This window comes from Actinosynnema sp. NPDC059797 (genome assembly GCF_042732085.1).
GTDB lineage: Bacteria > Actinomycetota > Actinomycetes > Mycobacteriales > Pseudonocardiaceae > Actinosynnema.
Genome location: NZ_JBHWIE010000049.1, coordinates 1 through 22,531, shown reverse-complemented (window position 1 = coordinate 22,531; position 22,531 = coordinate 1). Strand labels below are relative to the sequence as shown.

15 protein-coding genes and 1 pseudogene are annotated in these 22,531 nt (G+C 70.9%); 7 read left to right on the top strand and 9 right to left on the bottom strand.

The genetic code is table 11. The features are described from left to right. Positions 1 to 16: 16 nt before the first annotated feature. On the bottom strand, positions 17 to 973 hold the full coding sequence (locus ACFV4N_RS15450; RefSeq protein ID WP_499673173.1) for a phosphotransferase family protein: 957 nt from the start codon (positions 971 to 973) through the stop codon (positions 17 to 19). Positions 974 to 1,057: 84 nt separating this feature from the next. Continuing rightward, positions 1,058 to 1,639: a MarR family transcriptional regulator gene (locus ACFV4N_RS15445; protein ID WP_499673172.1), complete on the bottom strand. Its 582-nt coding sequence runs from the start codon at positions 1,637 to 1,639 to the stop codon at positions 1,058 to 1,060. A gap of 316 nt (positions 1,640 to 1,955) precedes the next feature. Here ACFV4N_RS15445 and ACFV4N_RS15440 point away from each other — a divergent pair, with 316 nt between their 5' ends. The 4 genes from ACFV4N_RS15440 to ACFV4N_RS15425 all read left to right on the top strand — a co-directional run bounded on the left by ACFV4N_RS15440 (position 1,956) and on the right by ACFV4N_RS15425 (position 10,510). Continuing rightward, the gene (locus ACFV4N_RS15440) at positions 1,956 to 2,837 is read left to right on the top strand and encodes a restriction system modified-DNA reader domain-containing protein (protein ID WP_499673171.1); all 882 of its coding nucleotides are present in this window, start codon (positions 1,956 to 1,958) and stop codon (positions 2,835 to 2,837) included. Between the two features lie 642 nt (positions 2,838 to 3,479). Then, complete coding sequence (locus ACFV4N_RS15435; protein ID WP_499673170.1) at positions 3,480 to 6,590, top strand: RHS repeat-associated core domain-containing protein; 3,111 nt, start codon at positions 3,480 to 3,482, stop codon at positions 6,588 to 6,590. A 1,269-nt stretch (positions 6,591 to 7,859) separates the two neighbouring features. Next, on the top strand, positions 7,860 to 8,873 hold the full coding sequence (locus ACFV4N_RS15430; protein WP_499673169.1) for an IS630 family transposase: 1,014 nt from the start codon (positions 7,860 to 7,862) through the stop codon (positions 8,871 to 8,873). Positions 8,874 to 8,929: 56 nt separating this feature from the next. Further along, a complete protein-coding gene (locus ACFV4N_RS15425) occupies positions 8,930 to 10,510 on the top strand; it encodes a hypothetical protein (protein WP_499673168.1) in 1,581 nt (526 codons plus the stop codon). Between the two features lie 363 nt (positions 10,511 to 10,873). Here the strand turns inward: ACFV4N_RS15425 and ACFV4N_RS15420 are convergent, their stop codons facing one another. Continuing rightward, a complete protein-coding gene (locus ACFV4N_RS15420; RefSeq protein ID WP_499673167.1) occupies positions 10,874 to 11,266 on the bottom strand; it encodes a MerR family transcriptional regulator in 393 nt (130 codons plus the stop codon). Positions 11,267 to 11,324: 58 nt separating this feature from the next. On the opposite strand from ACFV4N_RS15420, the gene ACFV4N_RS15415 reads away from it, so the two are divergent. Both ACFV4N_RS15415 and ACFV4N_RS15410 read left to right on the top strand, forming a co-directional pair. Continuing rightward, positions 11,325 to 12,698 (top strand): MFS transporter, encoded by a 1,374-nt coding sequence (locus ACFV4N_RS15415; RefSeq protein ID WP_499673166.1) that lies wholly within the window; start codon positions 11,325 to 11,327, stop codon positions 12,696 to 12,698. 204 nt (positions 12,699 to 12,902) lie between these two features. Next, positions 12,903 to 13,541 (top strand): hypothetical protein, encoded by a 639-nt coding sequence (locus ACFV4N_RS15410; RefSeq protein WP_499673165.1) that lies wholly within the window; start codon positions 12,903 to 12,905, stop codon positions 13,539 to 13,541. Positions 13,542 to 13,664: 123 nt separating this feature from the next. Here the strand turns inward: ACFV4N_RS15410 and ACFV4N_RS15405 are convergent, their stop codons facing one another. Continuing rightward, positions 13,665 to 14,630: a C40 family peptidase gene (locus ACFV4N_RS15405; RefSeq protein WP_499673164.1), complete on the bottom strand. Its 966-nt coding sequence runs from the start codon at positions 14,628 to 14,630 to the stop codon at positions 13,665 to 13,667. 4 nt (positions 14,631 to 14,634) lie between these two features. Further along, positions 14,635 to 15,690: a replication-relaxation family protein gene (locus ACFV4N_RS15400; protein WP_499673163.1), complete on the bottom strand. Its 1,056-nt coding sequence runs from the start codon at positions 15,688 to 15,690 to the stop codon at positions 14,635 to 14,637. A 42-nt stretch (positions 15,691 to 15,732) separates the two neighbouring features. Here ACFV4N_RS15400 and ACFV4N_RS15395 point away from each other — a divergent pair, with 42 nt between their 5' ends. Further along, positions 15,733 to 16,254 carry a DUF6228 family protein gene (locus ACFV4N_RS15395; RefSeq protein ID WP_499673162.1) on the top strand — a complete coding sequence of 174 codons (522 nt, stop codon included), beginning with the start codon at positions 15,733 to 15,735 and terminating at the stop codon, positions 16,252 to 16,254. A 59-nt stretch (positions 16,255 to 16,313) separates the two neighbouring features. Here ACFV4N_RS15395 and ACFV4N_RS15390 read toward each other — a convergent pair whose 3' ends face one another. From ACFV4N_RS15390 to ACFV4N_RS15375, 4 genes and pseudogenes are all read right to left on the bottom strand, one after another. After that, positions 16,314 to 18,893, bottom strand: a complete 2,580-nt coding sequence (locus tag ACFV4N_RS15390) for a type IV secretory system conjugative DNA transfer family protein (protein WP_499673161.1) — start codon at positions 18,891 to 18,893, stop codon at positions 16,314 to 16,316. Between the two features lie 51 nt (positions 18,894 to 18,944). After that, positions 18,945 to 20,816, bottom strand: coding sequence for a VirB4 family type IV secretion system protein (locus ACFV4N_RS15385; protein WP_499673160.1), 1,872 nt, complete (start codon positions 20,814 to 20,816; stop codon positions 18,945 to 18,947). Beyond that, a complete protein-coding gene (locus tag ACFV4N_RS15380) occupies positions 20,816 to 21,940 on the bottom strand; it encodes a PrgI family protein (RefSeq protein ID WP_499673159.1) in 1,125 nt (374 codons plus the stop codon). Before ACFV4N_RS15380 ends, ACFV4N_RS15385 begins: the two co-directional genes overlap by 1 nt. Next, positions 21,937 to 22,531, bottom strand: a pseudogene (locus ACFV4N_RS15375) (hypothetical protein); the annotation flags it as partial. The pseudogene ACFV4N_RS15375 and the gene ACFV4N_RS15380, both read right to left, overlap by 4 nt.

The window sequence follows — 22,531 nt, the reverse complement described above, 5'->3', positions numbered from 1 at the left end:
TCGCCGGAGTCGATGGTCAGCGGAGGTGGTCCAGGAGCGGTGCGAAGTAGCCGCCGTCGCCTTCGGCGAACGCGGTGAGCATCGCGGCGGAATCGGCCCGGCCGGCTTCGTCGACGTCCTCGCCCGCGGCCAGTTCGGTTTCGAGCAACCACACCTCGAGCATGACTGCGTAGCCGAGGAGCACGTCGGGCCCGCCCGCCGCCTGAAGCGCGGAGCCGACGATCCGGGTCACCACCTCGCGCAGCGGCGCGCGCTCCTCGGGCTCGCCCGGCCCGAAGGCCGTCTTCACGACCTCGTTGAGGTCGATGGCGAGCGGGGCGAGGACGGCGAACTCGAAGTCCAGCAACGCCACCACCCGGCCGTCGTGCCACAGGGTGTTCGGCGCGCACAGGTCGCCGTGGTTCAGCACCCGCGGCACGCCCGGCAGCGCCGCCCAGAAGCGATCGAGCACCCGATCGAGCCCCCTGGCCTGGACTACGGTGAGTTCCCCCGCCCGCACCAGCCGGTCCAGCGACGCCGTCGCCTCCTGCGGGCTGTCGGGGAAGAACGGCGAACGGGCGCGGGCGTGCGGCGCGGCCACGGCCGCCTCCACGCGGTGCACGTGCTGCGCCCGCTTCCACATCTGCTCCACCGCCCGCACCCGGGCGGCGTGGTCTAGCGACGGCCAGACCTCTTCGAGGTTCTCCCCGGCCACCCGCCGGGTCAGCACCCACTCGTAGCCCTCCAGCACACCCGCGTCCACGACCTCGGGGTGGCCGACCTCCGCCGGCAGCAACGCCACCAACCGCGACTCGCGCAGCAGGTCCGACGAACCCGGCTCGCGCGCCACGCGCACGACCAGGTCTTCGGCCAGCCAGGTGGCGTTGGTCCACCCCCGCCCGCGCGTGGCGGAACCGAAATCCGCCCCGTGCCGCCCCAGGACCTCCTCCGCCACCCGCCCAGGACCAGGACCAACCAGGCCGACATCCGTCACGCCACGAGCCTATCCCGATCATGGACATGGGTGTGCCCTCGCGGTTCGCCGTGAGGGCACACCCACGCAGCCGCACCTGCGGCGCTACCTTCCCGGATCGACCGCCGCATCGGCGGGGGCGAGGGAGTACTTCTTCGGCTTGTCGCTGGTGCGCACGGCACAGCCGCCCTCGACCAGCTTCTCCAGCGCGTTGTGCACCGCACCCGCCGATCGGTTCAACGCCTTGCCGACCGCGTTCGGGCTGAAGTCCTCGCCGGAGTGCTCCCGCAGGTAGTCCTCGACCATCCCGCGCAACGCACCCGGCGCCAACCTCCCACCGCCCGGCTGCGCCTCCCCGTCGGCCCGTGCCCCGTCCGTTGCAGCGGGCTGGTGGTCGTCACTCGGCTGGTCGTCGGAGGGCTGCTCGTCGGTGGTGATCGACCAGTGGTCGGCCGGGCGCGTGCCGCCGTCAACGGTGCCGGCGGTGCGGGTGACCAGACCGTCCTTCTCCCAGCGGGAGAGGATCTTCGGAGCGGTGGACTTACCGATCCCGGCGGCGGTCGACAACGCGGTGGCGGTGCTGCCCGGGTGGGCGGACAACGCCCGCCACAACTTCTCCTCGGTCTCGGTACGCGGCTTGACAGGGTCGGGGACGACGCGCAGCACGGGCGTGGTGTTGGTGGACATGACTACCTCGCTGAGGGGTGATGTGTTCGTGTGGTGGTCATGCCCCGGCCGGAGCGGGTGCGGCCCCGGTGCGCATCCGGTGACGTCGGGCCACACGACTATGAACGCTTCCTCCACCCCGCGAAGTCAAGCCGGACACTGAAACAATCAACCGTCTCCTGTGGACACCGAGGAGAAACGGAAATCTGTACACCCACAAGGGTCTACTTCACCACCCATCCCGCACCGAGCATTGACACCACGGCAGTCGTAAAGCGTCCATACACGTCGGCCGTCCACCCGCGGACGAACCGATAACCGAAGGGACACCGCCGCCATGGCCGCCGACACCACGCCCCGGACACCGCCCGAACCCACACCCCACACCGCGATCACCGCGCCGAGCGGTGGTACCGGATACGCCCCGTCCGAACCGGTGCCCGTCGCGGCACGCGGTGACGACGAGGCAAGGATGCTGTGGCGCGAAGGGCTCCCACCCGATGCGCTGGTCCTGGCCCCATCGCTCGCCGCCGCGCCGATGCGTCGGCCGGAGAACGCCTGGGCGATGCTGGTGTTGACCGCGGACGTGCTCGACGACACCGACCCCGACCGCGACGGCGAAGTCGCCTTGTTCGCTGGCAGCTGGTTGCCCGACCGGCCACCCGCCGCCGGGTGCGAAGGCGACCTCGTCCTCGTGCTGACCGCACCCCACGGCGAAGCGCCCTCGAACGACCTGGTGGATGTCGAGATGTTGCTCGCCCACCACAACCGGTGGCTGCGCGTCGGCGAGTGGCAAGCGCTGGACCCGCGCTGGCCCTGGACGGTCGCCATCACCGCCTCGGCGATCATGGCCCTGCACACCGAAACCACCGACACCACCCTGCCCACGCCGGCCGACCGACCCCTGCGGGGCTGGGGCGGCAACGGCGGCATCACCGACTTGCTCGCCACCCGCCTGATCCGAGCGGGGGAGGAGTTCCTCTGGAACCGCCCCGGACACGGCGCCCGCCACACCGCCCGCATCCACGCCGACGGCACCCTGGTCCTGGCCGACGGCCGTGCCTACACCAACCCCTCCGGCGCACTGACCGCCCTCGGCGGCAGGCACCAGAACGGCTGGCAAGCCTGGAAACGCACCTCCGACGGACGCACCCTCGGCGATCTGCGCGCCGAACTCCGCCTCCGCCGAGGCCTGACACTCGAACCACGCCGACGATGAGCTCTCCTCCACGTCCGGGCCACCTGCGCTCGCCGCGCGGGCGGCCCGGACCTTCTCTTCAACAAAAAACGCCGCCATCAACCCCCGATCCACCACCGACAGCGCTGTCAGGCCAGGAGCGAAAGTCGGACTCGACCCCGGCCGCACCCCGGAAGCCAAGGCCGTGCGCATCTCACCGGAGACCACCCGGGCGCGTGAACGCGGCGACCTCCCGGCCGACACCCGCACGGCCGTCACCGTCCCGCCGCGGGAGCGCACGCTGCACATCCGAGTCGAGGCTTCGACACCCTTGCCACTCGACGCCCGCATCCGCTACGGACGCCCGGTCGGCTTGCCGTTGACCGGCGGGAAGGATTCACATGGACGTGCGACACCCTCTTCCGGCGCATCGATCGGCCGGGGTGGTGACCTCGTGTAGTCGTCGTTGCTGCGGTGGTGTGGTTCTTGGCTGCCGAAGTGCGGTCCGAGGTGATGATCGTTAGCTTCGGACTTGCCGGTGCCAGGGGGGTGCCGGGCGTGTCGGACACCGGGGGGTGTTCGGCCTTGTGAGGGGGCTTTGTCTTCATGAGACGCAGGGTTCTGCGTGGGTTCGCGCTGCGCTTTTTCGGCAGTGCGATGGCCGTCGTCCTAATGGCGGCCGGTGTGACGAGTGGTGGGGCGCAGGCGCAGCCCGCGATGGGCACGACGGTGGACGCGCCGGAGACGTGGACTCCCGCGAAGGCGAACCGGACGCCGGTGGGTGGTCCCGCGCCCGATCGGGACTGGCGGCCCGCCGGCGCGGGTGACGTGCGGGCGCAGAGGGCCACGTGCCCGGGCAGCAACTACGGTGTCCTCCCGTCATACCCGATGGAGCGGCACCAGGTCAGCGACCGGTTCGAGATCCTGATCAACCTCGACAACGGCAACGCGGTGCTGGCCTACCGGGAACTGACGGTTAAGGGCACCGGGCTGAACCTGGCGGTGGACCGCTTCTACAACACCTTCGACGGCTACAGCCCCGGCACCGAATGGCTGATGAGCTACGACGCCATCGGCCTGGAGGTCTGGGACGGCGGCGTCATCCTGCACGGCCCCAACGGGTACTGCGAGTGGTTCAACGAGAACACCGACGGCACGTTCGCGCCCGCGCCCAAGCTGGACGCGAAGTTGACCAGGACACCGGACGGCGGATACGTGGTGTCGTTCGACGGCTCGGACGAGCGGTGGCTGTTCACCGCGTCCGGGTGGCTGGTCTCGCAGACCGACCGCAACGGCAACACCATCACCAACCGGTACCGCCCCGACGGCAAGCTCGCCTCGGTCACCGACACCCAGAACCGGGTCACCCGATTCGACTACGACACGCAGGGCCGGCCCGCGTCGATCACCGACCCGTCCGGGCTAACCGTCGGACACTACGGCTACGACGCCTGGGGCATGCTGCAGGAGATCACCGACCGGGACGGCGAGAAGATCAGGATCGAGTACTCGCCGACCGACTCCGACGAGGTCACCGGGGTGGTCGACCCCAACGGGGGCAAGTACCTGCTGGAGCACGACCCGTCGACCGACCGGCTGGTCAAGCTGACCAAGCCCACCCCGGATGGCACCGGCGCCACCACCACCTACTCCTACGACTCGGCCAACCGCGCCACGACCGTCACCGACGCCAACAACCACGCCTCGCGCCACGAGTTCGACGACGAGGGCCGCCAGGTCAAGGCCACCGACGCGCTCGGGCACGAGCAGTCGCAGACCTGGACCGCGGCCAGCGACGTCAACACCACCACCAACGGGTTGCAGCACTCCACGACCTACCGGTACGACTCGCTGAACAACCTCATCGGCACCGAGCTGCCCACCGGCGCCAAGAGCGTGGTGGGCTACACCAGCTCCGCGCACCCGCACCTGCCCACCCAGGTCACCGACCCCTCGGGCAACCAGCACACCCGCGAGTACGACACCAGGGGCAACCTGACCAAGGTGCGCTCGACCGGCCTGAACGCCGACATCGAGACCTACACCTACCACTCGCTGGGCCTGGTGGCGACCCGCAAGGACGGCAAAGGCGCGATCACCTCCTACGAGTACGACAACGACGGCAACCTGACCAAGGTCGTCCCGCCCACCCCGGCGGGTGCGACGACCTACACCTACGACTCGCTGTCCCGGGTCACCAGCGTGACCGACGGCAATGGCGTGAGAATCGAGTACGGCTACGACCGGCTCGACCGGGTGGTGTCGATCACGCACGGCACGACGGTGGTGCAGGCCAACACCTACGACGCCAACGGCAACCTCACCCGCACCCAGGTCCCCGGCACCACCCGGGTCCTGGACTACGACCCGCGCAACCAGCTCACCAAGGTCACCCGCGGCACCGAGCAGGTGTCCTACACCTATGACAAGGTCGGCAACCTCAAGACCCTGACCACCTCCAGCGGCACCGCGACCTACCACTACGACGCCGCCGACCGGCTGATCGAACTGGTGGACGCCGGCAATGTGGCCACGACGTTCGGCTACGACGACGCCGACCGCCGCACCAGGACCACCTTCCCCGGCGGCGCCGCCCAGATCACCCGCTACGACAACTCCGGACGCCCGACCTCCGTCGAGGTCGCCAAGAGCCTGCTGCTCACCCAGCTGGTCAGCTACCGGTACACCAAGCCCGACGGCACCGACACCGACAAGATCCAGTCCAAGACGGTCAAGCGCACCACCACGACCGACTACACCTACGACGCCCTGGGACGGCTGACCAAGGCCGGCACCGGCACCTACGGACTGGACAACGCCGGCAACCTCCTCAACGGCGAGGGCCGCACCTACACCGTCAACGCCGCCGACCAGTACACCAAGATCAACGACACGAACGTCACCTTCGACGGCGCCGGCAACTACAAGTCCACCACCAACCCCGAGTCCGACTTCACCTACAGCCCCACCAACCAGCTGCTCACCGGCAACCTCGGCACCAACCGGGTCCTGGAGCTCACCTACCACACCAGCGACCAGACCCAGCCCGGCACCATCACCGAAACCCCCACCGGCGTCAGCCAGGTCACCCACGTGTTCACCCACACCGCGCTCGGGGTAACAGAGACCGTGGACAACGGGCAGCGCACCGGCTACACCCGCGACACCGACGGCCTGCTCATCGGCCTCAAGACCCCCGCGGGCGCCCGCCACGGCGCGGTGACCGACCACCAGGGCAGCATCCTGGCCCTGGTCGACAGCAGCGGCAACCTCGCCGCCGAGTACACCTACGCCCCCTACGGCAGCGTGACCGCCACAGGCTCGGCGGCCACCTCCAACCCCTTCCGCTACCTCGGCGCCTACCAGCTCCAGCGCGGCCACCACCTGCTGGGCTACCGCGTCTACGACAGCACCCTCGCCCGGTTCCGCTCTCCGGACCCCACCGGCCAGGAACCCAACCCGTACAACTACGCCCAGGGCGACCCGATCAACAACAGCGACCCCACCGGCAGCATCAGCGCTCCCTCTCAGGCGGCCACGGTGGGCGGCTTCCTCGGAACCGGACTCGCCACCGCCATGGTGGCCAGTTGTCCGGCCACAGCCGGTGCCGGGTGTTTCGCGGCAGGTGTGGTCATGGGAGGTTTGTTGGGAGGTGCCGGCGGCGCACTGGGCTCGAGGCTCGCAGGCGGCAGCGCTCAAGACGTCAACAATGACGGGTCAGCCGGGATTACCGGTGGAGTCCTCGGTGGCGGGGCACGCTTCGCCAAGGCATTGAAGGGATTGTGGTCGCGTTGAAAGGGGTATCGATGTGACATCCACGCCGGGATCCTCCCGTCGTCGCACGTTTTATTCGATCGCTGTACCTTTGTGCATCGTACTATTGGTGGCGGCTTTCATGATCGGTGACCACGTGCCGTGGGCACCTGTAGTCGTAGGATGCCTTGCCGGTGCTCTTGCGGCGGCAGGTTTACAGGACTTGATCAAGCGAAGAAAAACGTCTTAACGGGCTTGCTGATGATTCATTTTGGTCGGTCGTACGTCTCCGATCGGCCAGCCTGATCCATTGTCGGATTCGGCATCCGGGTGGTCGTCCGTAGTTGTCCGGTCGGCCACCCGGATTGAGTTGTCCTTCTTCCGGGTGCCTCGGCCTTGTGACGGGCGGACGGTTAACCTGTGTGCGTTCCGCATGAGGTGGGTAAATTTGATTTGAAAGAATGATCTTGGCTTTTCATGCGACTCGATCTCTCCGAGAGCGAGTGGTGTCCGCATCACTTGCTCACCGGGGTGCAGCACTCGCTCTGCGACACGGGCGGTCAGAAGCCGAGGGTGTGGTCGGAGAGCCAGTCGGTGTGGCGGCGCTCCAGGGTGTCGCGGTCGGCGCTCGTAGGCGGCAGGACGTCGGCGCCCCCCGTCGTAGGGGTGGAGCGCGGTGGCTTACTCGGCCTCGTCGTCGGGGTAGCGCTTGGGCCCGGGCAGGCTGTGGAAGCGCACCTATCGGTCGCGGTGGGCGTGTTTCAGGGTGTGGGCCAGTGGAGGGCAGTCGGGCCACTGCTGCCGCCACAACACCGACAGGGGGTCATCGAACACGCGGTCATCCTCCCCGACACGGCGTGGGCCGGGCTCCCCGGCTCCACCGAGAGCTCATCGCGCCTGTACAGCCGCGGCTGGTGAACGTACACGTGGGGCCGTCGGCACGCAGTTCGTTTTCGTCCCCTCATCGGCATGGGCTGGCGACGACGGCGAGGTGGTGTGGGACGGCGAGGATCAGGGCCGGGCGCCGCAATGCCTCCGCGGATTCGCCGAGGATGACGGCGACGCGTGCCCGTGCAGTGGCGACGTGTTGTCGGTCCTCGCTGAAGCGCCCGTCTTATCTCGGCGGACATGCGCGTCCGGTGTTTCTGCGGTCGTTCTTAGCGCCACGGCGATCCTGGCCGTCACGACGACCCTCGAACCGACTCGACCCTCCGTCGCTGCCCACCGGTTCTGTCTCGTGTTGTTATTGAGTTGAAAGTGATCGGTTGCCTTTAGGCTGGCCGGGTGGTCGAGGTTGAGGGTGCGCATCGGTTGTCGCCTGCTGAGCAGGAGGTGCTGCGGTTGCGGGTGGTGGCGGCGTTGGAGTCCGGGCAGGTGGAGGGTTACCGGCAGGCGGCGGAGGTGTTCGGGGTCTCGGTGCGGTCGGTGGGCACCTGGTGGCGGTCCTACCGGCAGGAGGGTCGCGACGGGCTGGCGACCCGCCGGGGGCGCCCCGGCCCTGCCGAGCTGATCAGTGCGGAGGACCGGGGCACGCTGTTCGCGGCGATGGCCGATTACACCCCGGAGGAGTTGTTGATCGGCGGGCCGTTGTGGACCCGTCAGGCGGTGGTCGAGCTGATCCGGCTGGTCGTCGGCGTGGACATGACCGAGCAGGGCGTCGGCTTGTGGTTGCGTCGCCACGGTTTCACCCCGCAGCGCCCAGCCCGACGCGCCTACGAACAGCAGCCCGCCGCCGTGCGGGCCTGGCTCGATGAGGACTACCCGGCGATCGAGGCGCGCGCCAAGGCCGAGGGCGCGGCGATCGCGTGGGTCGACCAGTGCGGGCTGCGCTCGGACGCCGCGCCGCCCGGCCGGTCCTGGGCGCCGAAGGGCAGGACGCCGATCGTGCGGGTGACCGGAAAACGCCTGCGGGTCAACGTCATGTCCGCGGTCGCCTCGCGCGGCGCGCTGTGGTTCACCGTGTTCACCGAACGCTTCACGGTGCCGGTGTTCACCACATTCCTCGACCGCGTCGCCCGCCAGGCGGGCAGAAAGGTGCACGTCGTCGCCGACCGGCACCCCGTGCACCGCAGCAAGGCGGTCCGCGCCTGGCTCGAGGCCAACATTGACCGGGTCGAGCTGCACCTGATGCCCGGCTACAGCCCCGAGCTGAACCCGGACGAGCTGCTCAACGCGGACCTGAAACGCAACGTCAACGCCTCCCGGGCCCACAACATCGACCACCTTGCCCACGAGACCCGCCGGTTCCTGCGCCGCCGCCAGCGTCAGGCCCACCTCGTCCGCGGCTACTTCCGCGCCCCGCACGTCCGCTACGCCGACATGTAGGCAACCGAACACTTTCGGCTCAATACGTCTGAGGCGTCCGGACCGACAGCGGGTGTGTGATCAAGTCGTGGACGCCCGTGCTCGCCGAGTTGACCTTGTTAGAGCATGAGGTGGTCGCCGCCGCCCGCCGAGGCGCATGGGCGACCCGTGACGGTGACCGAGTGGAAGAGCTCGCACTAGCCGAGGATCCGGATCTGTGCGTGCGAGCGGAGCTGATCCGGGAGCTGCTGATGGGCCGTCACGGTGAGTTGGACCCACGTGGCGTGCGCGTCCGAGGCCTACGGCTGGTGGGCCTGCTGGACCTGGACCACGTCTCGGCGGTGGCCCCGCTGACCTTGGTGAGCAGCGCGCTGCCCGATGGGCTGCGCTGCCACCGCGCGTGCCTGCCCGAGGCGGACCTGAGCCGGAGTTGGCTGTCGTGCCTGCTGGCCGAGGGTCTGCGCGTCCAAGGCAACCTGTTGCTCGAGGACGTCGTCGTGCGCGGCACCGGCGACGATGGCGCAGTGCGGCTGGTTGACGCCCACGTCGACGGGCGGCTCGACTTCGACGGCGCATACATCGACAACCACACCGGCCCTGCGCTGAATGCCGATCGCGTGCGTATCGGTGCCAAGTTGTCCATGACCGGTGTGACGGTGCGCGGGGCGGGTGAGGTCGGTGCGGTGCGGTTGTTCGGTGCTCATATCGGGGGTCAGCTCGACTTCGCTCGTGCGCGGATCGACAACGACAGCGGTCCAGCGCTGAGTGCGGAGGGCCTGCGCACCGACGGCCACCTGTTCCTGCGTGACGTCAACGTGCACGGGGCGGGTGAATCCGGTGCCGTGCGACTGCTCGGTGCCCACGTCGGCGGTCAGGCGCATCTGACGGGTACGCGAGCGGACAACGACTCCGGTCCCTTGCTGGTGCTGAGTGAGATGCAGGTGGAAAGGGTGCTGTACCTGCCTGCTGCGGTGATCTGCCCGCGGGAGCAGGTGGACGCCGGTCGTCGGGCCTGTGCGGACGAGGCCCGGCGGATCGCGGTACGCGGGTTGGTGTTCACCTGCCTGGGGCACCTGTCGTGGCAGCAGTGGCTGCACCTGGTGGTCCACCACACCCGAGAGTACCTGCCGCAACCGTTCCAGCAGCTGGCCGCCGTGGAGCGCGCCGCCGGGCACGATGACAACGCCCGCCAGGTGCTCATCACCCAGCAGGAGGACCTTCGTCGCCGGGCGCCCGACGCGTTCGGCGGTCGGATGGCGCGGTTGCGGCACCGGTTGTGGGGGTGGCTCGGCCGTTACGGCTATCGGGCGCACCGCCTGGTCACAGCCCTGGTCGTGGTCCTCGCTCTGACCGGTGCCGTGGCCTACGCGGCCGGACAGGTTCCTACCCGCGCTGGCCACCACGCCGCCGAGCGCGTGACGATCGCTGCCGGGGGCAGCTCCGGCACGCGATGCTCCACTGCAGAACTCGTCGGTCTGGGCATCGACCGCGGCCTGCCCCTGGGAACGTCCGGCCTGCGCGTCCGCTGTGACCTGGACACCTCCACTCGCCGCGGTCAGGTGTTCACCTACGTCCTCTGGGCTTTGCAAGCCTTATTATGGGCCCTGGCCACCCTTGCCGTCGCCGCCTACACCGGTCTGGTCCGCAAACCCACCTAGACGCGCTGGCAGTGGGCGGGGCCGCACTCACCTCTGGTGATCAGGTTTGATGCGGCGACGGTTCGGAGGATCTGAAGGTTCAACTCTCGCTCCACCTTGATGAACGCCCATGTAGTGATCAAGCGCAGAGAAGTGCTCATCGTCGTCCGGAACGCATGAGATCGATCGGAGCCGACTGCACGTTCTGCGTGAACAGGAGCGAATTCGATCGGACGACCTGGTGTTTCCGTGCGACCTGATCACTTGGTGTCCGGCGGGTTTCCGCTGTACCTGGTCATTCGCTCGCCCGTGCGCCGGTCGGTCGGAGGCGGATGAGCGCGGTTGGACGTCGGCTTCTTCGGCGTGCGGTGGCGGGTCGTTTCGTCAGCCGGCGTCGCGCAGTTGCGCGGCCGCGTGCTCGACAGAGGGAGGTGCTGTGGCGATCACCTGGTCGAGCGTGTTGCGGGCGGTGGTCAGCTCGGTGATCGCGGCACTGAGCCGGGCGCGTTCCCGGTGCAGGTCCAGCAGCAGTTCGGGGCAGTCGGCGATGAGCTGCCCGCCGGCGGAACCCATGCAGGGCAGCAGGTCGGCGATGGTGGCGGTGGACAGGCCCGCGGCGAGCAGGTTGCGGATGTGCTCGACGGTGGTCACGTCGGCGTCGGCATACACGCGGTAGCCACTGGGCAGGCGTCGTGGCCGCAGCAGACCCTGCTCCTCGTAGTAGCGCAGCAGCCGCTGGCTGACCCCGGTCCTGCGTTCCAGTTCGCCGATGCGCATGCCGCCCCCGAAATCCGCGCTTGACTCTCACACCTATGTGAGACTTTAGCGTCGCAGCATGTCCGACCGACAACTCCGCACCTCCGCGGGGCCACGCGAGTGGCTCGGCCTCGCCGTGCTCGTGCTGCCGACCGCGCTGCTGTCCATGGACGCCACGGTCCTCTACCTGGCGCTGCCCAGCCTCGCCGCCGAACTGGACCCGAGCCCGGGCCAGCTGTTGTGGATCTCCGATGCCTACGGCTTCCTGGTCGCCGGTTTCCTCGTCACCATGGGCACGCTGGGCGACCGCATCGGCAGGCGTCGCCTGCTGCTGATCGGGGCCGCGGCCTTCCTGGTCACGTCCGTGCTGGCGGCCTACGCGCCGTCGGCCGAACTGCTCATCGTCGCCCGTGGGCTGCTCGGCATCGCCGGCGCCACCCTCATGCCGTCCACACTCGCGCTGATCGGCAGCATGTTCCGCGACCCGCGCCGGCGCGGCGCCGCGATCGGGCTCTGGTCCGCGGGCCTGTCCGCCGGGGTGGCGCTCGGCCCGGTGGCCGGCGGGCTGCTGCTCGAGTGGTTCTGGTGGGGTTCGGTGTTCCTCCTCGCCGTCCCGGTGATGACCCTGCTCCTGATCACCGGGCCGATCCTGCTGCCGGAACACCACGACACCGAACCCGGGAAACCCGACCTGGCGAGCGTGGCCCTGTCCCTGGCGACCGTGCTGCCGGTCGTCTACGGCATCAAGCACCTCGCCGAGGGAGGATCGCTGCTTCCGGGTGGGGCCGCGCTACTGCTCGGCGCGAGCGCCGGAGTCGTGTTCCGGCGACGGCAGCAGCAGCTGAGGCGGCCGCTGATCGACTTCCGGCTGTTCGCCGCGCGGCCGTTCCGGAACGCGCTGCTGGTCCTGCTCGCCGCGCTCGCCTGCGTCGCCGGGGTCTACCTGTTCGCCGCGCTCTACCTCCAGCAGGAAATCGGGCTGTCCCCCATCGAGGCCGGGTTGTGGCTGGTGCCCTCCGCGGTGGCGATGGTCCTGACCTCGGTGGCGGCACCCGCACTGGCTCGCCGGATCCCGACCCACCGCCTGCTCGCGTGGTCACTGGCGGTGTCGGCGGTCGGCTTCGCCGTGCTGGCCTTCACCCCGGACGAGCACGGGGTCGCGCCGCTGGTCGCCGGACTCGTGCTGATCTACCTCGGCCTGGGACCGGTGATGGCGCTGAGCACGGACACCGTGGTCAGCGCGGCGCCACCCGGCCGGGCCGGTGCGGCATCGGCGCTGTCGGAGACCAGCGTGGAGTTCGGGCTGGCACTCGGGGTGGCGGTGCTCGGCAGCATCGGCACCTTCGTCCAGCGCGGACACGGCTTCACCCCGGGACTGGTCGTGGTCGCGGTGATCGGTGCAGCGGTGCTCCTCGGCCTCGCGGTACTCACCGGCAGGCGTCCGGCAGCCTGACCGCACGGAGGCGGAACACCCACCTGGTCGGGAACGGAGAGGCAGCAAGTGTGCCCGGGTGCTGCCCTCGCGGTCGTTGTCCGGTCGACCACCGTTCGGCAGCGTGGCGTGCGGAGCCCGAGCCCGTCGAGGAGGATGCCCGTGCACGCCCACGAGAAGTTGCCGGACAAGGACAAGCCGGTGTCACGTCCCACCGTTTCCGGAGTGCACGCACACGCGGCGACCTGCCTGGACGACACCGCCCACCACACGCCAGACTCGGTCCTGGCACTGCAACGCACGGTCGGCAACGCGGCCGTGTCCCGGTTGCTGACCGGGCTCCGCCACGGCAACGACACCGTCGTGCAGCGGGTGCAGGCCGATCCCGGCGTGGCGGTGGACACCGATTCCGGTTGGACGGTGTCCCTGACGGCGCAGCTCAACGGCCAGGACATCGGCACGTGGACCAGCCAGACGACCGCGTACAGCCCGCAGGACCACGCCGAGGACCAACTGATCGACTCCCTGGAGGCGGCCACCGACCCGATCACGCACACGCAGGAGGACCGGCACGTCATCGCCGCCCTCGCACTCCAGCCGAACCACCAGCACACGCTGCGCATCCAGCTCAGCGCGAGTCCGTGCTCCAGAGCGCGTGGGACCACGACGAAGACCAACGGGATGGACGGCTGCACGGAACGGCTCGTCCACTTGGCCACGCACGGCGTCAACGGCCACACCTTCGCGATCACGCTGCGCGCGCATCACCTCTACCGGCCGCAGAACGTCCCCAACGCCGCAGCGGCCTCCCAGGCGGCCATGGACGACCTCACCGCGGCGGGTATCAACGCCGCAATCGGCTGACGGCCGGATCCAGGTCCGTCACTCGAGCAATCGCCCACCGACAGTTCTCTTACCCGTGCGCGGCTTCTGATTCCGCAGCACCTGATCAGCTGGTCATCCAGCGGTCATCTGCACGCGGAACGATCACGCGATCGGAGCTGCGGGACGGGTTGCTCCGGCGTAGTCGTCGCCATCGTATCGGTGGTTGTCGATCTGTACGGGTTGTCCGAAGGTGGGGGCGTTGATCATGCGTCCGGCGCCGATGTAGAGACCGACGTGGTGGATGTTGCCGGGTGTGCCGTAGAAGACCAGGTCACCCGGCAGCAGCGGTTGCCCGGCCGGGACGCGCGGGCCCGCGTCGAACTGGGTCTGGGCGGTGCGAGGTAGGAGCACCCCGGCGGCGGCGTAGGCGGCTTTGGTCAGTCCGGAGCAGTCGAATCCCGCGTGTCCGGCGTCGGGCCCGTCGCCGCCCCAGACGTAGGGCAGGCCGCGCATGCCGCAGGCGTAGTTGATCGCCGCGAGGGCGACGGGGTTGGGGGCTTGGATGGTGTTGCAGTCGCCGTTGCCGACGCTGGTCACGGCGGCCTCGGCGTACTCGGTGGCCTGGTCGAGGACCATGTCGACGTACCAGTCGGCGTTGTTGTAGGCGAAGATCGCCGCCCGCAGGTCGCCGTGGTCCACTCCTTCGTCGCAGAGCAGGAAGGCGGCGGCGTGGATGGCGTCGTGGGAGTTGTACCGTGAGGGCGGTGTGGCGCCGCCGGGTGGGATGCGGTGGGCGGCGAGGACGCCGTGGAAGGTCGGGGCGAGGAACTGCATGGGTCCGGCGGCGCCGGCGGAGTTTTCGCCCTCGTGCACGCCGGGGGCTTGGAGTCGGCCATGGTCGGTTTCGATCTTGCCGATGGCGGCGAGCACGGTCCAGTCCAGGCCGGGGCAGTGGGGTGCGGCGGCGAGGTAGAGCCGGCAGTAGTCGGGCGGGATGTCGGCGATCGGGGCGGTGCAGTCCACGGTGGTGCTCGCCGTGCTGCCGAACAGGGCTTGCATGCCCGCGCCGAGCAGGACGGGGATGAGCAGCAGCGCTGCGGAGATGGCGATGGTGGTTTTGGCGTGCACGAGGTCACCGCCTGTGGGGGTTGCCCGCCGTGCGCGGTGCCGGGGGCGGCATGGGTGGGGGTGCGGGCGGCATCGGGTGCGGCGTGTCCGGCTTGGAGGCGTTCTCGTTGGCGGTGACGGCCGGTGGGAGGTGGGGCCAGGCGTCGGACAGTCCGGACAGGGTCCGTCGTCGGGTCCCGCCGGGCGGTGGGTCGAGGGGGAGCCAGATGTCGTCGGCGGGACCGGGGTGGGTGGAGGTGGGGTCGAGCAGTTCGGCGGCCGCGGTGGCGACCGGCACCCGGCGCGGGTCGTCCAGTTCACGCCACGCCCGGGCCAGCAGTCGGCGGGCGGTGGCCTCGCGAAGCGAGGTCGGCAGCCACACCAGCACGGGTGTGGCGATGCCGGTGGCCTGGGCCAGCGCGGCGTAGCCGGTCAGCTTTCCGGCGAGCTTGGCCACGGGCTCGGTGCCGAAGTCGTACTCCAGGAACCACTCGACCTGCCGGTCGCCGTCGTGCCAGCGGCCGTAGCCGTCGGGTTTGACCAGGTCGCCGAAGTGGCGGGCGCAGCGGGTCTCCGACCACCACGCCGCCAGCACCGGGTGCTCGCCGGGGTGGGGGTGACGGGCGTGGTCGACCAGGGCGGTGAACCACTCGTTGACCCCGACGGTGTGCGCGAGGCGCAGGCTGTGGGCGATGCCGAAGACCCGGTCGTGCCGGTAGCCGAGGGTTTTGACGTCCACGCCGTCCTCGGCGGCGAGCACGGCGGCTCCGGCCGGGGCCAGGACGTAGTGCATGGGGGCGGTGCCGATGGTGACGAAGGGTTGGAAGCGGTCGACGACGCCCCAGGTGTAGAGCTCGCGCAGCCGCTGGCGTCCGGACCGGAACGAGGGGAAGGCCAGGGTGGTGATCTGGTGGGCGGTGAGCACGCGGTGCTCCCACAGCATCCGGGCGATCCAGCGGTCGCGCGGGGTCAGCCGCCAGGCCAGTACGGCCTGGTGCTCGGCGGTGTTGGCCGCACGGAGGGTGGGGCGGAGGGGTTTGTGGCCGCGCAGGGCACGCTGCCGAGTGGGATTGGTGATCATGAATGCCCCCGGAGGTGCTGGTCAGCGGACTAGGGTGGACGGGTGACGGGGTGCGTTCACGGGTGGCTGCGGCCGGAAGTCGAGATGGCGTGCCTGGACGAGCACGAGTTGGTGCTGCGGTGCGGGCGCCAGGCGTCGGTGTCGGTGCGGTTCGCCGAGCGGCACGCGGCCCTGGATCGGCTGGACGGTCGGTTGTTCTTCCTGGTGCAGGTGCGGGCACCGGGGTTGGACGCCCGGCTGGAGGGGGTCACCAACCACGTGGTCGGCCGGGGGCTGGTGAGGTTCGTGGAGCGGTTGGAGGTCGAGGGTTGGGAGCGCGAACGGCGGTGGGGCAACGCCGATCGTGACCTCCTGGTCGGTGCCCGGTACGAGTCCGGTGGGCACATCGGGTTGACCTGGACGGTGAGGCCGTGGCGCCGGGTGCACGGGGATTGGTCGGCGTCGGTGACGACCTGGGTGGACGCCGGTGAGGACAGGGACGCGTTCGCAGCGAAATTGCGGTGGTTCCTGACCGCCGAAGGCCACCCGGTCGAGTACTACGACAGCGACGAGGTCTTCGACTGACCTCGGCACCGGTCCGACGCCTGCGTCATGCCGCACCCGACGAAGACGGTCCGACGCGTTCAGCCACGACGACGTGGATCCGCGTGGGGCGACCGGCCCGTGTGCTCGCCGCGAGGGACGGGTGCGGACCGGCTCAACCCGTCGTTGACGACCGGGACGCGTGCCCTGTGCCGTGCGATGTCACGGATCTCCCGGGCCCGGCCGGGAACGGCCGGCGGCAGCGGCTGCGTGCACATGGTGAAGGGCTGGGCCTGCTCGCCGTGCAGGACGAGGCGGACGGCGGCGTGGTAGACGCCGAGGTGGGCGAGGTCGTGGTCGGACAGCCTGGGTGCGGTGTGGCGGGCCAGCTCGTGGGCGTCTTCGGGTGAGGCGTTGAAGAAGATTTTGGAGCGGGCGTTGGTGGACAGGCCTTCGCGCAGTTCGCGGGGGAGTTGGCCGAGGTGTTGGTGGGCCAGGGTCATGGCCAGGCGGAAGCCGCGGGCTTCGGCGAGCATGTCCTCGATGGGGTAGGGCAGGTTGAGGAAGTTGTGGCACTCGTCGATCACCAGGCTGGCGTCGTGCCGCTGGCGTTGTGGGATGCGGACGCGAGCGGTGGTGGCCTGCCAGGTGCGGGCGACCACCAGCGACCCGACCAACCTGGTGGTCTCCTCGCCGAGTGAGCCCTTGGGGATGCGGACCAGGCAGATGCCGCCGTCGAGGACTTGGCTCATGTCGACGGTGGAGGGGCCGGCGGCGATGGCGTCGCGGACGAACGGGCGCAGCAGGAACGCGCGGAGCTTGTTCATCAGCGGGCTGACGGCCTGCGAGCGGGAGGAGTCGGTTAGCTCCTCGTACCAGCTCCAGAAACCGCGCAGCACCGGGTCGGTGACAGCGGCGGTGACGCGGGTGCGGAACGCGGCGTCGGCCAGCAACCTGGGCAGATCGGCGAGGGTGGCGACGCCGTCCTGGGTGCGCAGGGTCAGGCAGGCTGCGCGCATGACGTCGTCGGTGCGCGGGCCCCAGAACGCCGAGTAGACCCGCCGGAACACCGAGACGAGGTTGTCCACGGTCAGGTCGGTGTCCCCGCCGTCGAGCGGGTTGAGGCACGGCGGGCGGGTCTTGCTGTCGGCGTCGAAGAGCACGACCCGGTCGGCGGCCGAGCGGGGCAGACGGAACAGCACATCGGTGACCAGGTCGCCCTTGGGGTCGACGAGCACGATGCCGCGTCCGGCCTCGGCGTCGGCCAGGATCATGTTCCCGAGCAGGGTGGACTTGCCCGAGCCGGTGGCGCCGATGACGTGCAGGTGGTGCCGGGCGTCCGGGACGCGCAGCGCGACGGGGCGCTCGTGCCCGGTGTCGGTGACTCCGATCGGCTTGGCCTGCGGCCCCGGGGTGGCGATGCCGGGCGGGGGTGCGATGGCGCGGGCTCCGGCGCGCTGGACGCCGGGGATGGCCGCGTCGACCGGCAGGTGCGCGATCGCCGCCAGCTCCGGCACCGAGAGCAGGTCACCGCGACCGAGGCGGCGGGAGCCGAGCACCCGGCCGGGCTTGCGCAGGCGGCGGCGAACGTAGTGGTTGTGCTCGGTGTAGGAGGCGAACGACGCGGCCAAGGCGTGGGCCCGGCCGCGAGCGGTGTCCCTGGCTCGGCGGACCTCGTCCTGGTCGGTGTCGACGGGCAGCAGGGTGGCCACGGCGTAGCGCACCACGGTTTCGAACTGCGACCCGCGCTGCTTGGCCACGATGGCCCGGTCCTGCGCGGAGAACTCCAGCGAGGTCTGCGGATCACTGTGCGGGGTGCCCGTCCTCGACCTCGCCGTCGTCGACTGCCGCAGCCGGGACGAGCCGGGCGTGACCACGTCGAGCAGACGCCCGACCAGGCGGACCGAGCCGCCGGTGTGGACCCGGCGGGCGGCGCGGCGGGCGCGCTGGACGCGACGGCCGGTCACCGGGCGGGCCAGCACCTGCACGCAGGCGTGCTCGTCGCGGGCGAGACCGACCGGTGCCCCGATCAGGGCGCGGATCGGGTCGGCGTCGAACACCGAGCGGATCGGCAGCGCCTCCGGCCTGGCCAGGCGCAGCTCACCCCCGACCACCACCCGCCGCTGCCCCTCGCCCGGTGCGGGCAGGGGCGGCTCGGCGGGACCGACGCGGGTGTGCGCGCCGGGCCAGGCCGCCTCGATCGCGCGTTCGACCAGACCAGGTGGGATGACACCGGGCACCCACAACCGGATCGCCACCCCGGCCTCGGAGAACACGTACTCGCAGACCACGTGCGGCTGTCCGGTGAACGCCCGCCGCCACCCCGGTCGCAACAACCCCACCAGGTTGGACCACAACGCCGCCCCGCCCGCGGCATCCACGGTGGGCGGGGCGAGTACGGTGATTTGGCGGGCGTCGGCGAGCAGCAGCTCGTGGCAGCGGCGCGTCCACCACCGCCACCCGGCCACGACCACGCCTGCGACGACGGCGAGCACCGGTAGGGCGACCGGGCCCCAGGTCACCGCCTGCTCGCGCAGCCGGTCCAGCAGCGCCGACACGGCGCCGCCGGGGTCGCGCAGGTAGTCCGCCACCCAGCCCTCCGTCGGCACGGCCGCATCCGGATCGCTGTGGACGGCCGGTTCCGGAGGCCGTCCAAGTGCGGCCGGTGTTCGAGAAGACATGAGAAGTCCTTCCACGTTCGAGTGTGTGAGTGGCGTGGTAGGAGACGGCGGTCAGGCAGCGTCGACATGGTGGGGAGCGTCGCCGACACCCAGGTCGACGAACACGGCCCCGGTCTCCTCCTGCGCGTCGGCGTAGGCGGCGAGCTCGGCCGGGTCGCTGGTGACGAGGTGGTGTTCGGCGGGGGAGGCGATGGCGTGGAACGCCACCCGTTGCGTGCCTGTCGACAGCAGGCCCTGTCCGCGGTCGGCGGAGAGCAGGAACTGCCGTTCCCCGGCCGACAGGTCGAAGGTCCGGGTGATCTCGTCGATGGCCTGGGAGGCCTGCCTGAGCAGGATCTGGGTGGCGGCGTTGGCGACGACGGCTTTGCCGAGGTCGCTGCCGAGTACGTCGGCGGTGTCCTGGGTGGCCACGGTGAGCCCGGCCCAGTGCTTGCGGGAGGCCTTGGCCATGCGGAACAGGAACTGCGCGCCGGCGGGGTCCTTCATCAGCAGCCACGCCTCGTCCACTACGACCAGGTGTGGGCGGCGGATCGCGGGGTTGGACACCCGCCGCCACACCGCGTCCAGCGTCAGCAGGGTGCCCACGCCCTTGAGCTCGTCCGGGAGGTCCCGCAGGCTGAACACCACCAGGTGGCCTTCGGGGTTGACGCTGCCGGGCCCGTCGAACAGCTGCCCGAAGGCGCCGTCGACGAACGGGTGCAGCCTCGCCGCCAGCTCGCTGGCCTCCCGATCACCGGCCCGGCCCGCGCGCGTGAGCTGGTCCCGCAAGACGCGCAGGGTGGGGGAGGGTCGGGTCCAGGTGCGCGGGTCGGCGGTGATGCCTACCGACTGGTAGGTGGTGGCGATCGCCCTGTCCAGTGCCGCTCGTCCGTCCGCCGTGGGCTCACCGCCGAGCAGCACGGCCAGGACGGTGTGCAGGAACAGTGACCGGCGTACGAGTGCGTCCTTCGGGGCGGTGCGGTGTCCGTCGGCGCGGGTGTGGACGGGCAGGTCGAACGGGTTGAGGCGGACACCGGGTGCGCCGAGGTGGACGTGGGTGCCGCCGACCGCGGCGGCCAGGCGGGCGTACTCGTCCTCGGGGTCGACCACGGCGATCTCGACGCCCCGGTACAGCGACCGCAGCAGCTCCAGCTTCACCAGGTAGGACTTGCCGGCGCCCGAGCGGCCGAGGATCACGGCGTTGTGGTTGTGCATGCCCTCGCCGAACCGGTCCCAGTGCACCAGCCCTTGGGAGCCGATGTTGTAGCCGTAGAGCACCCCGGCCGGTGCGGCCACGGAGGTGGGGTCGGGTGCGGGCAGGTCGGGGCTGGTGAACGGGAACGCCGCGGCCAACGCGGAGGTGTCGAAGGTGCGGCGCATGCCGATCAGGTCCAGGCCCATCGGCAGCGTGGACACCCACCCTTGCAACGACCGGTAGGTGGTGTGCTTGGCGTCCAGCAGCAGCGAGGCGCACAGCGCCCGCAGCGCGGCCACCTCGTCGGCCAGGTCGCCTTCGGAGGCGGCGTGGACGGTCAGGTACAGCCCGACGCGGAACAGCTTGCCCTCGCCTCGGGCGACGCGGTGGGACAGGTCGTAGGCGTCCTCGGTGGCGGCCTCGACCTGCGGGTCGAACAGGCGGCCGTGCTCGGCGGTGTGCCGCCGCCCGGCCTCCAACCTCGCCAACTGCTTGCGTAACCTCGACGCGGCGGTGACCGGGTCGATCGGCTCCACGTGCAGCGACACGTCCAACCGCCCGGGGTAGGTCAGCAGCGGCGCCAGCCACCCGGGGTGCACCTCACGGGGGAAGCCCACCACCGCGAACGAGGAGACCCACTCGCCGCCGACCTCCAGGTGCCGCGCGCCCACCGACAACGCATCGGGCGTGAACGCCGCAGCAGCCGACGCGACCGAGGCCGAACGACGATCTCGGGCGCGGGACACCATCAGGACCACCTCCTCTGCTCGTCGTCGTGGTCCCGGTCGTCGTAGTCGTCACCCGGATCCGAACCGGCGGTGGTGATGACCTCGTCCGCACCGGCCAGCCCCGCCGACGGCGGCAGCAGCGAGTCCGGGTTGCACGCCGCGGCCAGCACCGCCGTGGCCTGCCCGGCATCCAGCGGCGTGACCACGACCCCGGCCGGGGACAGCAGCTCGACGGCCTCGCCGAGACGGCGCACCAGCCGCGACTCCGCCGCCCGCCGCACCCCAGGGTCGACCTGCGCCGCCGCCTGCCGACGGCGCCTGCCCGACATCGACCCCAGCAGCGCCCACGCCCCGGGACCGTCCCCACCATCGGTCGGAACCTCGGGGCCGAGCGGCTCGCGCAGCACCAGCAGCACCTGGCGGCGCAGCAGGTCGGAGCCGCTGCCGAGCTGGGCGAGGTAGTCGGCGTGCTCGCGCGCGGCGGCCTCCAACGCCGGGTGCGGCAACCCGCCCGAGCACTCGCGCAACTCGGCGATCTGGGCGGACAGGTCCAGCCGTTCGGTGCGCACCAGCACCTGGACCGGGGCGGTCAGCGAGTGCAGGTAACGTCCGAAGCAGGCCACCAACGCCTCCTGCTCGGCCGGGGTGCGCAGCGCGAAGTTCACCGTGCCGGCGACCGCGACGACCGCCAGGCCGTCGACGCCCAGGTCCACCACCCCGGCCTCGGTCACCGCCTCGGCCGGCAACCGCAGCGCCGAGGGCGAGACCGGCTCCGACCGCGCGCCACGCTCCCGCTGCCCCACGGTCCGCTCCGCGCCGGCGGTGAGCCAGGCCGGTGCCGGCCGCACACCCTCGGGCGCGGTGACCCGGTGCCGCGGGGACAGGCGCTGCCGGATCGCGGCCAGCACCAGCGCGTCCAGTGGAACGCCGTCGCGCCGCCCCAGCACCAGCACCGCCGAGGCCGCCCCGACCGGAACCGCGAACACCGCGAACACCGGCAGCGGCACCAGCGCGCGGGTGGCCGCCCACACCAGGTAGAGCACCGCCCCGACCGCGGTGAGGACCGCCAGCTGGCGGGCGGTCAGCGGCCCGAGCACATGATCGTCGAGGTCCACGTCGGCCGGGATGCGCACGGGTTGGCTCACCGCCGCTCACCTGCCTGCCGGTCGGCCGCATCCCGGCCTGCCGGTGTCGCCGGCGGCCTGGGAGGGGCCGGCGGTCGGAACAACACGGGCGCCGGTGTGTGTGTCCTGGGCCGACGACCGTGCGCACCGGTCGGCGGCACGGCGGAGGCGAACACCGGCGCCTGGGCGCGGGTGCTCGCCCGGATCGGGCGCACGGCGGCGTCCTCGGTGACGTCCCCGGTGGAGGGCCGGAACAGCGGCTCGGGCGACACCGCTGCCGCGCCTCGACGCGGCGGGTGCGCCGAGCCGGACCGGGCGTCCTGCCCGGCCATGCGGAACACCGGCACCGCGTCACCCACGGGGTGCGGCACGGGACCCGACGCGGCGTCGCCGGGCACCGCGGACCGGAACTCGGGCACGGCGGTGCTACCCACCGGATCCCAGTGCGCGAGGTCGTGCGTGGGCACCTGAGGCGGAGGCTGGAGGAACGGCAACCCCTGCCGGCCGGACACCGTGCGCCGCCGCGCGACCTCCCGCGCGCGCTGCGCGTGCAGTCGACGTCCGATCGCCTCGGCGGTCATCGGTCCGTCGACCCCGCCCCACTCCCGCACC